Raw genomic sequence first — 17231 nt, 5'->3', positions numbered from 1 at the left:
GTTTATTTTTTTATTATTGGTATTTAGTATTGGTGCAGTTAGTGCTACGGATTTAAATGACAATTCTACTACTGAAATTAGTTATTCTGATGTAGATGATGGGTCTGTTTTACTAAGTAATGATGCATCGAATGATAATGTTGAAATAAATCAAAATAATGGAAATGTTTTGAGAAGTATTGATGAAAGAAATGTAGACAGTTGGGATGAGTTATATGATTGCTGTGTTGAAGGTTCAGACAATTTTATACTTCATTTGAATGACAAGGAATTTGTTGCAGATTCCCAAATCACTTTTAATAATAATGTTATTATAATTGGATCTGAAAATAGTTATTTTACAGTTAATAATCCTAATTTAATTCCATTTTTAAGCAATGGTGATTATGATATTACTTTTAAAAATGTGAATTTTAAAGATAGTAATTGTGATATGCTTATTCAATTAAGTGGGAATAGTAAATTGGAAAATTGTACTTTTACTAATATTACTGTAGGTTCTAATCATAAATCTGTAGTTTATAATACAAATGGATTTATGGATATTACAGATTGTACTTTTACTAATTGTACTAGTTCTTTTGGTGTTATAACTAATTATAATCAACAAAGTGTAAATAATGTTCGTATGAATGTTGAAAACTGTAATTTTATAAATAATATTGCTACTTATGCTCCTGGAGCTATTAACAATTGTGGTATTTTAAATGTAACTAATTCTAAATTTACTGGTAATTCTGCTAGATTTTGGGCAGGTGCAATTCATACTCATTGCAATGCATATACTCGTATTTTAAATTCTGAATTCATTAGTAATACTGCAGGATGGAATGGTGGAGCTTTATATTCTTACAGTAAATTAGAAGTGTATAATTCTACTTTTACAGATAATAATTGTACTACTAATAATGGTGGAGGAGCAATAGGTGCATATAACTATATTTCTACATACAATGTAACAATTGAGAATTGTAATTTTAATGATAATAACAATCTTTGCGGTGATTTCACTAATGAATCTACAACTACTCTTGGTCGTGGAGGAGCGATTTCTGTATTAAATGGAGGATATTTAAATGTACACGGTTCTAATTTTGTTCACAACAGTGCTGTAATTGGGCAAGCTATCTGTGCATATAATTCTGATTATCATGATAATGAAACAATCGGTGGAGTTCCATACTTACAAGTTTATAATAATACTTTTATAAACCATACAAAAACAACCAATGACACAGTATTTATTTCTTCTGGAAATTATCTATTTGTGAATAATACATTTATTAATAGTCCTCAGACTATTGGTGTAGCTGATAATACAGTTGTATCTACTAATTTTAATCTATTAAATACATTATGCATTAGTGAAATTAAATTTAATCAACCAATTGTTGCAGATTCTGATCGTGCAGTTATTGAAAATCAATGGGCAATGACTGGTTATGATGCTCAAAATTCAAAAAATTCTCCATATGTGGGTTTAAAAGAGGTAGGTTATGTTTGGAATTATACTATAGGTACAGCTCCGTCAGGTAATTATTATGCATCTCCAGTCATTGATGAAAATGGTGATTTTTATGTTTTGGGAGGTGATAAAATATGGGCATTTTATAAAAATGGTAATCTAAAGTGGAATATTCAGGCATATAATGTTAGAGGTTTAGCTTTAGATAGTAAAGGTTATCTTATCGCACCAGTTAAAGGTAATAAATTAGTTGTATTAAATGCAACTACTGGAACAGCTACTGGTGCAAATATTTTCCAAGCTTCTAGTGTATATGAACCTATGATAGGTGAAGATGGTAATATTTATGTTGCAGGTGAATACGAATATGATGGAGGTTTTGTACCTATTGTTAAATATTATAATAGCACTCATTATAGTTCTGATGGGGGTTATGATTATTCTTACAAATCTCTTCTTGATGTTTCTCCTTTAAATTCTGCTCCTATTATGGATAAACAAGGAAATATATGGATTAATTCAGATAAGGGACTTTATTGTGTTAATTCAACATCTGGAGTTGTACTTGCTAATTATGCAGGTGTTGGTGAGAATAAGGTACGCCCTCTTAGTAATGGTAATGTTGTTTTTTCATATTCTGGTAATCCAAAGGCAATTTATGCCCTTACTTCTAATGGGGTTTTGTGGAATACTACCTTGCCAGATTCAGTAAAATCTTGGGCTTTGGATAATATAAATAATGTTTTATATGTGTCTACATATAAGGGAATCTACAAGTTTAATCAATTAACAGGAGATATTTCTTTAGTAAACTCTAGTTTAAAGCCAAATCATATGTTAGTTGATGCAGAAGGCGTAGTTTATTGTTTTACTGCAAGTTCTGCAAGTTCATTATCTGCTTTAGATAAAAATGGAACTTTAATGTGGTCTTTTGGATATGGTGGTCGTATAACAGGAAGTCCTGCAATGGATAAAGATGGAAGTATTTATTTCACATCAAATGATGGTCATTTGTATGTATTAAATCCTGCTAAAACAAATCCTAATATGACTGTTGAGGCTAAAAATATCAATGTCGATGACAGTTCTGAAATTATAGCTAAATTACCGTCTAATGCTGCAGGTAATGTAATTTTTACAGTTAATAATAAAAATTACACTGTCGCTATTGAAAGGGGTATTGCTAAATTAAATATTGAGGGTTTAGCTTTTGGAACTTATGATGTGGTGGCTAATTTTGCTGGAGATATTAGGTATTTGCCTAGTGAAAATAAAACATCATTCAATGTAAGTAAATGGAATTCAACAGTAATCCTTTCAGTAAATAATATTAAAGTTGGTGAAGATGCTGTTATTAATATAGCTGTTCCTGAGGATGTTACAGGTTTAGTTACTGTAACTATTGACGGTAAATCTTATACTGTTCTTATCAATAATGGTAAAGGTTCTTTAACTTTATCTAATTTGGTAGCTAATTCTTATCCAATTACAGCTAAATATGATGGAAATTACAAATATACTGAAGGTGAAAACAGTACTACTTTAACTGTTGCTAAAATGCCTTCAGCTGTAAATGTCACAGCTAATAATATCAAATTTGGTGAAGATGCTGTTATTAACATTGCTGTTCCTAATGTAGTTTTAGGTGTAGCTACTGTTGTTGTTAATGGTAAATCTTATAATGTAGCTATTGTTGATGAAAAAGGTGTCTTAACTATTTCTAACTTAGCTGCTAATGATTATGATGTAAAAGCAGTTTATTTAGGTGATAATAAATACTTATCAAGTGAAAATACTACTAAATTCACTGTTTCTAAAGTAGGTTCTTTTGTAAATGTTGCTGTTAGTGATATTAAAGTGGGTGATGAGGCTGTTATTAATATAGCTGTTCCTGATGATGCTACTGGAAATGTAACTGTAAACATTAGTGGTAAATCTTATAATGTAACAACTAAATATGGTATGGCTTCTATTAAAGTAGCTGGTTTAGCTAATGGAACTTATGATGTAAAAGCAGTTTATTTAGGTGATAATAAATACTTATCAAGTGAAAATACTACTAAATTTACTGTTTCTAAAGTGTCTGATTATAATATGACTGTTGATATTGCAGATATTATTAAAGGTGAAAATGCTACAATTACTGTTATTACTCCTAAAGACGGAACCGGTAGTGTAGTTGTAACAATAAACGGTACAGATTACAAAGGATCAGTCACTAACGGTACTGCTAAAGTTATTATTCCTGGTTTAGATGAAGGAACCTACAAAGTAGTAACCTTCTACACAGGAGATGCTAAATACGACTCCATGATAGTTAACGGAACAATAACAGTTAATAAAAACACTAAAACCACCTTAACAATGGACGATGTTGTAAAATACTTCAAAGGTGCTCAAAATCTCACAGCTAAACTTGTTGACGCATTTGGAAACCCAATAGCTAACGCAACTGTTTACTTCACAGTAAACGGCAAAGTTTATGCTAAAACAACTGATAAAAACGGTACAGCTTCCATGGGTATCGGATTAGTTCCTAACGAATACAAAGTAAATGCTGTATTTAACGGAACCAAAGACCATGATAAAGCAACAGCTAATGCAACAGTAACTATTAAAAACACTGTCTTTGGAAACGACACTACATTATACTTCTGTAACGGAACAAAATATGTAGCTAAATTCTTAGACAGCAACGGAAAAGCATTAGCAAACACAACTGTTAAATTCAACATTAACGGTGTGTTCTACACCCGCGTAACTGATGAAAACGGTACAGCTGGTTTAGGCATCAGATTAGATCCAAAATCATATGTTATAACAGCTTACAACCCGGCAACCGGTGAAGAAAGAGCTAACAACATAACTGTCATGCCAACTTTAGTAACTAAAGATCTCTCTATGAAGTACCTTGACGGCAGCAATTTTACTGCTTTAACTTTAGATGGTCAAGGTAAACCATTAGCTAACCAAAATGTATCATTTAACGTAAATGGTGTCTTCTATCACAAAGTTACTAATAAAGATGGTATTGCAAGCTTAGGAATCAGATTAATGGCTGGTGAATACATTATAACTTCCTACTGGAATGACTTCCAAACAGGAAACACAATAAAAATCAGTCCTTAAAGAGAATTCTCAATTCTCTTACTTTCTTTTTTTATATATTATTAAATTTCTCTTAAAAAAGAAAAATAGATATGAAAATCTATTTTAAAATATCGCTGTCAGATTTGTCCAACCATTCGTTTACTATTTTTACTGCACAGTAATTTCCACACATGGTACATGCATCTGAATCTTCAGGAGGTCTTTGGTCTCTTTTTGCACGTGCAACATCCGGAAACATTGCACATGCATATTGTGCTTCCCAATCAAGTTTTTTACGAGCTTCAGCCATAGCTAAATCTTGTGAACCGTCGATTGTACCAGTTGCTAAATCACCGGCATATGCTCCTATTTTTGTTGCAATTACTCCTTCTTTTACATCATTAGGGTCTGGAAGAGCAAGGTGTTCTGCAGGAGTTACATAACAGATGAAATCTGCTCCTGCTTTTGCAGAAGATGCTGCACCAATTGCAGATACTATGTGGTCATAACCTGGCGCTACATCACATACAATAGGTCCGAGCATATAGAAAGGAGCATTGGAACACATTTTCTTCTGGATCATAACATTTGTTGGAATTTCGTTAATTGGAATGTGTCCGGGGCCTTCAATCATACATTGTACTCCTGCTTCACGGGATCTGTCGATTAATTCTCCTAAAATAATCAGTTCTTGGATTTGAGCCCTGTCTGTTGAATCGGCAATTGATCCTGCTCTCATACCATTTGCAAGTGAAAGAACAACATCATGTTCTTTAGCAATTTCTAAAACATAGTCAAAGTTTGAGTATAGGGGATTTTCTTTTTCGTTTTCAACAATCCATCCGGACATAAATGATCCTCCACGGGATACAAGTCCGGTTACACGGCCCTGTCTTTTGAGTCTGGTTAGAGTTTCGATGTTGATGCTGCTGTGAATTGCCATGAAGTCAATACCGTCTTTTGCCTGTTTTTCGATGGTTTTGAATAAATCTTCTTCTTCCATATAAATTACGGAACCGTCTTTTCTGATTCTTTCAATAGCTGCCTGATAAACTGGCACTGAACCTACTGGTAATGGAGACATATCAAGAACTCTTCTTCTGATTACATCTAAATCTCCACCAATACTCAATTCCATTAAACAGTCTGCACCATGGTCAATTGCAATTTGTGCTTTTTTAACTTCTTCATCAAAGTCAACAATATCAGTTGAAGTTCCAACGGTTGCGTTTACTTTTGTTCTAAGTCCTGCACCAATACCTGAAGCTTCGATGTCTCTGTTTACATTAGACGGAATTACTATTGTTCCGTTAGCTACTGATTTTAAAATGAATTCTTCAGAAACATTTTCCCTTGCAGCTACGTGTTTCATTTCATCAGTTAAAATACCTTTTTTTGCATCCATTATCTGTGTCATAGGTCATCACATTAATTTAGTCAAATAATTTTTAAAATTATCAAATAAGTTTTAAAAACTTATCATTTTTGATTGATACTATTCTCTTTTACTGTAATAGTATTTAAATTAATATGATTGAGTTTAATTCAAAAAAAGTTGATATGTGTAAAGTTTATTTTAAAAAAATAAGTAAAAAGAGTGATTAATAAAATTCACTCATTCTGTCAAATGCATCATCAAAAGTAGGCATGTTGGTTTGACATCCTTGTTCTTCTACAATAAAAGAAGATACTGATGATGCAAATTTGGCAGATTGTTCAAGTGATTCCCCATTTAGGAATCTTGATAAAAATCCAGCTCTATAGGAATCTCCAGCTCCGGTAGGATCTACAGCTTCACGAACAATGGCATCAACTTTGATTTTATCATTGTTTGAATAGATTTCACTTCCATTAGCTCCGCAGGTTTTTACAATGATTTTAGGACCAATTTCTCTTAATCCATCTAAATCCACTTCTAATGATTCCAATATTCTTTCAATTTCGTAATGGTTTCCAAAAAGGATGGTAGTATTTGTAATAACGTCTCTTAATTTATCTGTATCGTACATTCCAAGATCCTGACCAGGGTCAAAAGAAACAAGTAACTCCTGTCTTTTTGCTTCTTCACTGCATTTCCAGTTAAAGTGAGGATCACCAGTAGCTAAATGAACGGCCTGTACATTGGATATTGCATTTTTAGGTACTTTACTTGATGCAAATTCTTTAGCAGCTCCCCAGTAGAAATAGCTAATTTGATCATCATTTTCATCAGTTAAAACAAATGCTGTAGGACTAGTTTCTCCTGGAACTATAATTAATGAATCGGTATCTACATCTAAACTTTCCATTATTTCATAATAATTGGATTTTTTAAAGTCTCCACCTACTGCAGAAACAAGTGATGTTTTTAAACCTAAATTGGCTCCAACAAGTGCAACATTAGCCGCAGCACCTCCATTAAATGTTTTCATATCGTTTATTGGTGCTGAAAAATTAGCTTTAGGAAACTCTGGTACTCTAATGATATAATCTAATGCAGAATGTCCAATAGATAGTAAATCTCTGTTTTTTGCCATATTATTTTCTCCTTTTTTATTAGTCTATTTATTGTTTATTTTATGATTTTTAAAAAATTTTTGGTTAATTTGGTATAAATTTTTCAGTATAAATACAAAAATAACTTTTGTATGTTTAATTAAATTTTTATTTCCTTAGGGCATGGCACTGTCAATAACTTTGGTGATGAATGCCTCGGAAGTTTCTCTGCACCCAGTATTTGGTTTTGAGAGAAAATCTTGTCCTAGCTCCTTCAAAAGTTCTTAATGTTTTTTTAATATGCTTAGGGAAAACTTTTTGAAAGAAATTTTCAATTTTATTACTTGTAGTTGGAACATTACTATTTTCAAGATGAAATGTTATTGTTTTAAAGTAAGGAATGATGAAAAACCACAATAAATTAAAAATAACTTTCGGCAAATTGTTTTGTATACTAATAAGATAATCTCTACCTTTTTTAGCAGATTCTAAATCATTAGCATCTAAAACATCAAAAACTAATTGTTTACAATAATTTAAGTATTCCAATTCTTCATCAGAATAATTATTTCTTTTTTTATCCTCTCTAATGTTCCTGTTTATCTTTTGTTTTGTGTGAAACATACAGAATTGATGTCTAACCCCAACTTTTTCAATTGCTGGATGATACTCATCTTTTAAATCAGATACAATACAAATCTTAGGCTGATTACGTAGGGAATCATCTAAAAACTTATATATAGTTCCAATATCCTCTGATTCCACCAGATCCATAGAAACAACAGAATTCAATTTAACATCAAATAAGACTAAAAAATAGTTCCAAACACCGTTAATTTTAGTCCAAAGACTATCAAACAAATAATATCCAGAATAAGATTCATTCACACTTATATCATCATTTTCATCAGATATTATGCAAGATTCAATACTTTGATGTGAAATATCTACATTGAAGAATCTTTTGAGCATATACTGAATTTTATAAATACTATTTCCAGAAACAGAGTATATTTCATTGATATATTCTATTACAGGCTTTGTAATATTGCAATTTTCATCAACAATAGATTTAATATCAGTATAAAAAATTTTACCACATTTTTTACATTTATATTTCTGAATAATACATTTTTGTTCTCCAACATTTAAAAAATACAATTTACGAACATAATTCCCATTTTTAACAACATTTGAGGAATAACAATCAGGACAAAATGCATATTTATATTTAAAATAAAAATTACCATGTTTAGTAAGCCTAATTAAATTATCATCCGAATTTAAACATCCATTGCTTAATTTCTCCCCATAAGATTCATATTCAGAAAATTCTTCAAAAAAATCGAAAAGTTTAAGTTGTTTATCCTCCAATATAGAACATGGAGCTTTTGTATTGTCTTTATTCATATTAATATATTAGCTCCACTTAATATATTAAATTTACTATCTTATTTTAAAAAATAAAACCCAAAAAAGCATTTAAAAAATTTTTTGAAATTAAAAATTAAAAATTCAAATCACCAAAGTCCTTGACAGAGCCTAGGGCATTTGAAAACTTTTAATCCATTGGGATAAATCCCTGATTTTTAATAGCTGTTTGTCCATCAGTTAATAAATATTTTATGAATTGGTCCAGTTCTTCTTTTTCATCATTTACTTTTATTAAACTGATGATATGTCTTGTATCAAACTTTAAGATGTCATTTCCTTTGAAATAACTGGCATTTAAAAAACTATATAAATTTTCAGAATTTCTGACTATTTTAAATGCATCAAATTGTGAATTTACTTTTGTTTTAATGTTATAATCGATATCATAATGTTCTAATGTATTCCAGGCCAGTCTTTGAGCGGAACCCTGAACATTTACAAAATCCAGTCCTTCCAGTTCATGAATACTTTTAATGGGTTTGGAATCTGGACTGGATATTAAAACCAGATAATCATAAGCTATTGGAACCATATTTAAATCTCTCTCAAAAGCTATTAATGGATCATCTAATGTTAATAAATCCACAACTCCTCTTTTAGCTAGTTTAAATGCATCTTCATCATTGCTGCTGTATATATTGGCATTAAAAGGAGCATCAATACTTTCCAAAAGCCCTGTACTGATATGGCCGCCGCAGATATTGATTTCAGAAGTTTTATCTATTTGAATCAGGTATTTTTTATACTCTTCAAGTAAGGATTTGCCTGCAGGAGTTAATAAAGTACCATTTCCCTGTTTTCGAGTAATTTTAACTCCTAACTTGTCTTCAGCTTTGAGCAATCTTCTATTAAAAACCGTATGTGATATATTTAATTCTTTAGCTGATTTTCGCTGAGACCCTGTTTTGGCTAATGAATTCAGACTTTGATATAATTTATAGTCATAAATCTCACCGTTTATGTCTAAATTGATGATGCCTTTGCTTTTGAGTTTCATAATTAATTATATATAAAGTTGTAATCATAATTAATAATATTGATTTGATAATATATTTTGGGAATTGGATAGAATGGAATTGATGAAAAGTTCAATTAAAGCTATTTTAGATAATATTGTTTGTGCTGAAGAATTTTTAGATGAAGATGCTATCAATGAATTTGAAGATATTATAATGACTTCAAAAAATGTTTTTGTAACTGGTGCAGGAAGATCAGGTCTTGCAGCTAAAGCTTTTGCAATGAGATTAATGCATTTGGGAATTAGTTCTTATGTGGTTGGTGAAACTATTTCTCCAGCTATTTATGATGATGACTGTATTATAGCTATTTCCGGTTCTGGAGAAACTAATACTATTGTGTCTGCAGCCAGAATTGCAAAAAATAGAGGATCTAAAGTATTGGCTGTTACTTCATATCCTGAATCAACTCTTGGTCAGTTAGCTGACGGTTATTTGCTTGTTAAAGGAAGAACTAAAAAGGAAGTAGATGATCAAAATTATATGAAACGTCAGATATATGGAAATTATACTTCTTTAACTCCTTTAGGTACTGCTTTTGAGTTAACTACTTTAGTATTTTTAGATGCAATTGTTTCTGAGCTAATGGAAAAAATGCATCAGACAGAAAGCGATTTGAAATCAAGACACACTGTTTTAGAGTAATTTTAACTCTAGAATATTATTCTATTTTTATTGTTGTAAACATTAAATCTCTGACCTCTTAAAAATCCAACAAGAGTTACATTTCCTTTTTTAGCTGTTTCACATCCTGAATATGCTGGAGCAGCATTTGATGCAAGTACAGGTATTCCAGCTCTGACTATTTTTATTACCATATCTGCAGGCATTCTGCCACTGTAAATTACATAACAGTTGCTTAAATCATAATCATGTAATATTCCATATCCAATTACTTTATCTACAGCTACATGTCTGCTTACATCTTCTTTTACAATGAAATTGTCTTTATAAACAATTCCTGCCACATGTGTTCCTCCAGTTGCCTGCCAGATTTGTGCATTATTTTTCAGCTCTTCAATTCTCTCAATTAGCTCATCAGATTTTACCTGAAAATTGGAAGTTACAGGTTCAATATTGTTTATTTTACTTCTCCAGCCCCCTGCAGAATCAGAACACAAAACAGTTTCTTTTGTTTTAAGCAGAGTATCATTAATTTCTACATTAATCTTGTTTCCGTCAATTTCGATTTTTTCTATGTCTTCTAATGTTTTTACCATATTTTCATTAAATAGATAACCGACGGCAAATTCTTTAAGGGAATCTTCAATTGCAGACAGGCTGCGTTTGATTTTATTGTTTATTGTTAATGTTATGGTGGAATCCTTAACAACATTTTCTGTAACATCGGTTATTTTTCCATTTTTATAATTTTGGGCTTTTTCTTCCATTATCTGTTTCATATAATTCCTTCTTTATTTTTGAATATGACTTTCAGTAAATTATTTATTTATTTAAGTAAATAAATTCATATCAGTATTTGACTAAATGTTTAGTGATATTTATGGAAAAGAAGAGTAAGATTATTATTTTAATTTTAGCTGTTTTAGTTATATGTGGAGTTGCTGCTCACTTATTTTTAACTCCTTCTACTGTGGAAACAGTAGGATCTAAAAATATAACTGATATGGTTGGCAGAACAGTACAGATACCTGCTTCTGTTGGAAATGTTGTAGCTACCAGCCCTCCAATGACTACTGTAATTTATATGATTGCTCCGGAGAAGTTAACTGCAGTTAATTTCCAGTGGAATGATGATGAACTTAAGTATGTTCCGTCCCAATATGCAAATCTCCCTGTTGTTGGAGGATGGTATGGAACACAGGATGGTAGTTATGAAGAATTTATAGCTTCTGAACCGGATATGGTTATTGAATCTATTGATGAAGGTGGAGATGGAGATTTGGCTACTGTTCAGGAACGTCAGGATAAATTTGGTGAAATTCCTGTTGTTGCAGTTAATGACACTACCGATGTTGAGAAAGTTGACGGGTCAATAACTTTTATTGGAGATGTTTTGGGAGCACAGGACAATGCTAAGAAATTAACAGACTTCAACGACAAATATTTGGACATGGTACATCAGAAATCCGGCCAGATTACTGATAAGAAAACAGTATATTATGCTCAGGGCAATGACGGACTTCAGACAAATCCTTCCAATTCCACTCATGGGCAGTTGATTGATCTGGTTGGTGGGGAAAATGTAGCTAATTCTTTAGCTCAGGGAAATACTACTGCAGGTATTCAGGTATCTATGGAACAAATTATTAAATGGAATCCTGATGTTATTATCACTACAAACCCTGATTTCTACGGAAAAGTTTATAATGATTCAAACTGGGCAAGTATTACAGCAGTTAAAAATCATGATGTGTATTTATCACCGCAGTCTCCGTTTAAATGGTTTGACAGGCCGGTTGGAGCAAATATGATTATTGGTGTTCCATGGACGGCAAAATGTATTTATCCAGATCAGTATCAGGATATAGACATGGTTTCCACTACTCAAGAGTTTTACAGTGAATTTTATCACTTTGATTTAAGTGATGAGCAAGCTAAGCAAATATTACTTGATTCCGGACTTAAGGAGTCAGACCTGTAAGGGATTTATATGAATAAGGAAAATAAGGAGATATTAGGCATTGTGCTTTTAGTGTTCCTTCCTATAATTCTTTTTTTCGCATCTTTTTTAATTGGAAGATATCCGATTGATCCTGTTGATGTGATTAAAACCATATTATGTCCTATATTTCCGCAGCTGGAAGTTTCTCAAACTATTACAACAATTGTTTTTGAAATAAGGCTCCCCCGTATTATTGGAGCATTAGTTGTAGGGGCAGCATTAGCTATGGCAGGTTCCGCATTTCAGGGAATCTTTAAAAACCCATTAGTGTCTTCTGATTTACTTGGAGTGTCTAATGGTGCAGGTTTTGGAGCGGCACTGGCTATTTTACTTTCCGGATTAAATGTTGTAACTCAAATATTTGCATTTGTATTTGGTTTAATTTCAGTATCAGTTACATATTTAATTTCAAAATCTTATAAAAACGGCGGAATACTGGTTTTAGTTTTATCTGGAGTAGCTATTTCAGCATTTTTCGGAGCGTTAGTTTCTGCAGTTAAATTCATAGCTGATCCTGATGACAAATTACCTGAAATTGTATACTGGTTAATGGGAAGTCTGGCTTCCATTACTGTTGATAAATTAATTATGATTTCAGTTCCGATAATTATTGGTGTGGTTATTCTGATGTTGCTTAGATGGCGTATTAATTTATTGTCTATGGGAGATGAAGAGGCACAGGCTTTAGGTTTAAATCCTTCAAGAACCAGGTTAATTGTAATTGCTGCTTGTACTTTACTTACTTCAGCAGCAGTTTCTGTTAGTGGAATTATTGGATGGTTAGGTTTGGTTATTCCCCACATGACAAGAATGATTGTAGGTCCGGACAATAAGATTCTTATTCCTGCTTCTTTAAGTTTAGGAGCCAGTTTCTTACTTTTAATTGATAATATATCCAGAGCAGTAATTTCAATTGAAATACCTATAGGAATTTTAACAGCAGTTATTGGGGTTCCAATATTCTTATATTTACTTAGAAAGGGGTATTCAGAATGGTCGTAGAAGATAAAATATTGGAAGTTAACAATATATCCTTTTCTTATGAGGATAATTTAATATTCGAAAATATTAGTTTTTCCATAAAAAAAGGAGATGTGTTATGTATTCTTGGACCGAACGGAACAGGAAAAACAACTTTAATCAAATGTCTAAATGGATTGCATGATACTGATTCCGGTGAAATTTTAGTTAATGGTGAAAATATTAAAACATTATCCTTTTCTCAGATTTCCAAACATATTGGTTATATTCCACAATCGCATATTCCGTCTTTTCCCTTTACAGTTTTTGATGTTGTACTGATGGGCAGAGCTCCTTATCTTAATTTAGCTCAATCTCCAAAAGCTGAAGATGAAAAAATAGCTGTAAAATCATTAAAAACATTGGGAATATATGATTTAAAAGATAAGGAATATACCAATCTCAGTGGTGGTGAAAGACAGCTGGTATTTTTAGCCAGAGTGCTTACACAGCAGCCTGATATTTTAATATTGGATGAACCGACATCTCATTTGGATTTTGGTAATCAGATTAAGCTTCTGGAAATCATTGACAGGCTGGCTGAATCAGGTCTGTCTGTTATAATGTCATCACATTTTCCGGATCATGCATTTTTAAGCTCTACTAAAGTAGCTATCATGAAAAATAAAAAATTCATTGATTTTGGAACTCCTGAAGATGTGGTAACTGAAGATAACTTAAAAGAAGCTTACTCTATTGATGTTAAATTAATTGAATTAGATGAAAATAGAAAAGTTTGTGTACCTATGAAAACAAACTTAAAATTAGATTTATAAGGTGATAAAAAATGATGAGTGAAGAAGACTATGATGAACAGTTAGCAAAAGCAGGCGATTTCCACGGAGAAATTTGTGGCGGAATAGCTATTGGAACTAAATTAGCTATGTATGGTTTAGATTTAATGGGAATGGAATTAAATCAAAGACACAAAAACTTAATTGTCTTTTTAGAAATCGACAGATGTATGGCTGATGCAGTTCAGGCTGTTACAAAATGTTCCATGGGTAAACGTTCATTAAAACAAATGTATTATGGTAAATTTGCAGTAACTTTCTATAATATGGATACTGGTGAAGCTTTAAGGGTATCTGACGCTGATGCAAATAAACAAAACAAATCTAAAGAAACAAGAGAAGAAATGATTCATCGTTTCAGAGTCACTCCTCCTGAAGAATTATTTAATGTAGAAAAAGTTAAAGTAGAATTAACTCCATCTCAAATGCCGGGCAAACCTCACACTTCTGCATGGTGTTCTGTCTGTGGTGAAAAAGTAACTGACGGACGTCATTTGGTAAGAGGCGGAAAACCTATCTGTATTTCATGTGCAGAAGGTTCTTACTATGAAATAATTGAAGATGATGAATAATTAAGCCACATTTTGTGGCATCTTACTATTTTTTTAAATAAAAAAAGTTAGATAGTAAATAAATACTATCTATTTTGGAATTTCACTTTCCGGCACATTATATGTGTATATTACTGATTTTGGCCTATTTGGATCAAATACTGAAAATCCTTCTATAATGTTGTTTGTTTCATTGTAATTTTTAGCTGAAAACTCAAATGTAGCTTTTCCTTGGTGTGCAACAACTTCTACCACTTTTTCTTTATCGGTGTTGTAGTTTAATACAAAGTATGTTGTTAAATCAGGAAGTTTGCTAGCTATACTACTATTATTATAGAAAGTTACTTCGTATTTTCCTGGAGAAATACAGGTTATGTTGTATGGGATTAAAGTAGTATGGATTCTCGGACAAATTGTTCCTGGACCTGTCTGATTTAGTCCCCAGGTTGTGTATTTGTTTGTTCCATACCAGTTAGGCCCTAACTGTAATTTTAATGTATCGTTCCATTCACCAGGTCCGTAAATTCCATTAGGGTTAGCACTGACTTCTCCAAGAATTATTTGACTTGGTCCTTTAGCATTATTGTAAATAGCATTGTTTTCTACAATAAGAACAGCTCCCGGTGCATAAGTGTAGTTTTCATTTACAGTTAAACCTTCAATAGTACTGTTTGAAATTTCATTTCCTGTAATTACAATTCCGCTACAGTTTTTAGCATCGATAAATACTCCCATATAGTTGTTATTGATTCTATTGTTGGTTACAGTTACATTTACTCCGGAATGCCTCATACTTATTCCGTATCCGTAAGGACCTTCAATCATCACCATTGTATTGAATCCGATATTTTCAATAATGTTATTGTTATTAATCAATGTGTTTGAAGCATCTTTGTCAAATTCAACACCGAAATTGTTTTTAGTTATTGTGTTCTTTTGGATAGAGGTGTATTTGGCACCGTTTAAGTAAATTCCATTGTAATAATATTGAATATTATTGTTTTCAACAGTAGTGTTTTTGGAGTTTAAAAGTGCAATACCTTTTCTAGGCAGTAATGTTTTACCAGAATTATAGTTGTCCATATTACTTTGGTTTAATAAGTTGTTAATGTTATTATTTTCAATGACTGTATTTTTAACATTATTGACTATGATTCCAGACCCATTGTTTCCATTAATATTTAAGTTTTTAACCAAAACATCATCTGCTTTAATGTTTAAAACACAGGTATTTAATTTTCCATTTAATGTAGTGTTAACATCACTTGTGAGAATAATGCTTTTTGTAATGTCTAATGAAATGTTGTTGTAAACTTTACCTAAGAATTTAACAGCGCCTTTGCTGCCAACAGAGTCTATAATATTTTGAATTTCACTGTTTGTAGCATTTTCTTCAACTGTTCTGGTATTTAAAACAGTAACTTTAGCACTTGCAAAAGCTGATTTGTATGTAATGGTTGCAATATATTCTCCTGGATTTAAGCTAATATTTAATTTAGCTATTCCATTTGCATCAGTAGTTTTATTGTAGAATACTCCATTGATATTATAGGTTACACTTTGATTAGCTAGTGGATTACCTTGTCCATCAACTAATTTTGAATTTAATGAAGCAGGAATTCCGAAGTATTTTGTTAAATCACTTGTAGTTAAGACAGGCAATACGGTAATGTTGTTTGAAACAAAGCAGTCTTTGTACATTGCTGTTATTATGTATTTCCCTGGGTTTAGATTGATGTTTTGGGTAGCTATTCCTTTATCATTAGTGGTTTTTGTGTAGAATACTCCGTTTATGTTGAATGTTACATTTTGCTTGGCTATTGGATTTCCCTGTTCGTCAAGAGCTCTTATGTTATACTGTGTATCATTCCTGAAATATTTGACTAACTCTTTATTTTGATCCATGTTTGCTTTTACAATAATTGTATTTGAAATAGATTCGCCGGTTGCTGTGTTGGTACTTGTTATTATGTATTTTCCCGGGTTTAGATTGATGTTTTGGGTAGCTATTCCTTTATCATTAGTGGTTTTTGTGTAGAATACTCCGTTTATGTTCATAGTTACGTTAGTGTCTTTTAATGCTTTTCCGTTACTGTCTGTGAGTTTTGGATAGTATTGGGTTTTGTTTCTAAAGATTTTTTCAACATCTTCAGCAGTAATTGTTGGGATTACGGTTAATACATTTCTGGAAGTCATTGCAGGGATTTGTGAATCTCCTTTGTAACTGGCTGTTATGTTGTATTTTTTATTGGAAATTAATTTAATTGTTAATTTAGCTATTCCATTATTGTCTGTGGTTTTTTCATAATCCATGCCATTAATTGAAATTGTAACTTTAGCATTAGCTAGTGGATTCCCACTAATATCCTTTAATAGGTATTGTGCTTGGTTTCCATAGTAAACAGTATCATTTTGCAATCTTAATGAAGAATGATTTGGAGAATGATCCATTGGAATATTATCTGATTTGTCATTAAAAAGAACTCCATTTTCATCTGCTATTGGTATTTTTGATGATGATTCAATATTTGAACCAGAGGAAGCATCATTATATGTTAATGAAGTTTCAGAATCTAAACTTACTTCATCACTGTTTTGAATTATCTGATTATTATCAGCAAAAAGTACTTCATTACTATTTGCATTGGTGCTGTTGTCATCTAGAGCCGTAACACCTTGTAAAAATGCAAATAATATGAAAATACTTAATAAAATTAGCAATGTGCTTTTATTTTTCATATTTTATTACCTCATATAACT

12 protein-coding genes are annotated in these 17231 nt (G+C 31.6%); 6 read left to right on the top strand and 6 right to left on the bottom strand.

The genetic code is table 11. The annotated features are described in order from the left end of the window. Positions 1–16: 16 nt before the first annotated feature. Positions 17–4594: an Ig-like domain repeat protein gene (locus K4897_RS04380; RefSeq protein WP_250416948.1), complete on the top strand. Its 4578-nt coding sequence runs from the start codon at positions 17–19 to the stop codon at positions 4592–4594. A 79-nt stretch (positions 4595–4673) separates the two neighbouring features. Here K4897_RS04380 and thiC read toward each other — a convergent pair whose 3' ends face one another. The 4 genes from thiC to K4897_RS04360 form a co-directional block, all read right to left on the bottom strand. Beyond that, on the bottom strand, positions 4674–5972 hold the full coding sequence (gene thiC, locus K4897_RS04375; RefSeq protein WP_250416895.1) for a phosphomethylpyrimidine synthase: 1299 nt from the start codon (positions 5970–5972) through the stop codon (positions 4674–4676). A 184-nt stretch (positions 5973–6156) separates the two neighbouring features. Continuing rightward, a complete protein-coding gene (locus K4897_RS04370) occupies positions 6157–7071 on the bottom strand; it encodes a carbohydrate kinase family protein (protein WP_019264635.1) in 915 nt (304 codons plus the stop codon). Positions 7072–7222: 151 nt separating this feature from the next. Next, complete coding sequence (locus K4897_RS04365; RefSeq protein ID WP_250415713.1) at positions 7223–8440, bottom strand: hypothetical protein; 1218 nt, start codon at positions 8438–8440, stop codon at positions 7223–7225. A gap of 151 nt (positions 8441–8591) precedes the next feature. Beyond that, complete coding sequence (locus K4897_RS04360; protein WP_250416893.1) at positions 8592–9461, bottom strand: LysR family transcriptional regulator; 870 nt, start codon at positions 9459–9461, stop codon at positions 8592–8594. A 73-nt stretch (positions 9462–9534) separates the two neighbouring features. Between K4897_RS04360 and hxlB the strand changes: the two genes are divergently transcribed. After that, entirely contained in the window at positions 9535–10125 is a 591-nt protein-coding gene (gene hxlB, locus K4897_RS04355; protein ID WP_019266536.1) for a 6-phospho-3-hexuloisomerase, read from the top strand. A gap of 8 nt (positions 10126–10133) precedes the next feature. Here hxlB and fdhD read toward each other — a convergent pair whose 3' ends face one another. Continuing rightward, positions 10134–10883 (bottom strand): formate dehydrogenase accessory sulfurtransferase FdhD, encoded by a 750-nt coding sequence (fdhD, locus tag K4897_RS04350; RefSeq protein ID WP_250416890.1) that lies wholly within the window; start codon positions 10881–10883, stop codon positions 10134–10136. Between the two features lie 101 nt (positions 10884–10984). On the opposite strand from fdhD, the gene K4897_RS04345 reads away from it, so the two are divergent. From K4897_RS04345 to K4897_RS04330, 4 genes are read left to right on the top strand one after another with little or no spacing between them, the layout of a single operon-like run. Further along, entirely contained in the window at positions 10985–12085 is a 1101-nt protein-coding gene (locus K4897_RS04345) for an ABC transporter substrate-binding protein (RefSeq protein WP_019264631.1), read from the top strand. Between the two features lie 9 nt (positions 12086–12094). After that, positions 12095–13108 (top strand): iron ABC transporter permease, encoded by a 1014-nt coding sequence (locus K4897_RS04340; protein ID WP_019264630.1) that lies wholly within the window; start codon positions 12095–12097, stop codon positions 13106–13108. Continuing rightward, complete coding sequence (locus tag K4897_RS04335; protein WP_019264629.1) at positions 13099–13902, top strand: ABC transporter ATP-binding protein; 804 nt, start codon at positions 13099–13101, stop codon at positions 13900–13902. The genes K4897_RS04340 and K4897_RS04335 overlap by 10 nt, the downstream gene beginning before the upstream one ends. An 11-nt stretch (positions 13903–13913) precedes the next feature. Then, positions 13914–14492, top strand: a complete 579-nt coding sequence (locus tag K4897_RS04330; protein WP_019264628.1) for an FmdE family protein — start codon at positions 13914–13916, stop codon at positions 14490–14492. Between the two features lie 69 nt (positions 14493–14561). Here the strand turns inward: K4897_RS04330 and K4897_RS04325 are convergent, their stop codons facing one another. Further along, positions 14562–17210, bottom strand: coding sequence for a right-handed parallel beta-helix repeat-containing protein (locus K4897_RS04325; protein ID WP_250416888.1), 2649 nt, complete (start codon positions 17208–17210; stop codon positions 14562–14564). Positions 17211–17231 lie beyond the last annotated feature (21 nt).

It is taken from the genome of Methanobrevibacter sp. TLL-48-HuF1 (assembly GCF_023617305.1).
Classification (GTDB): Archaea; Methanobacteriota; Methanobacteria; order Methanobacteriales; family Methanobacteriaceae; genus Methanocatella; species Methanocatella intestini.
This window is presented reverse-complemented; position numbering and strand designations above follow the sequence as displayed.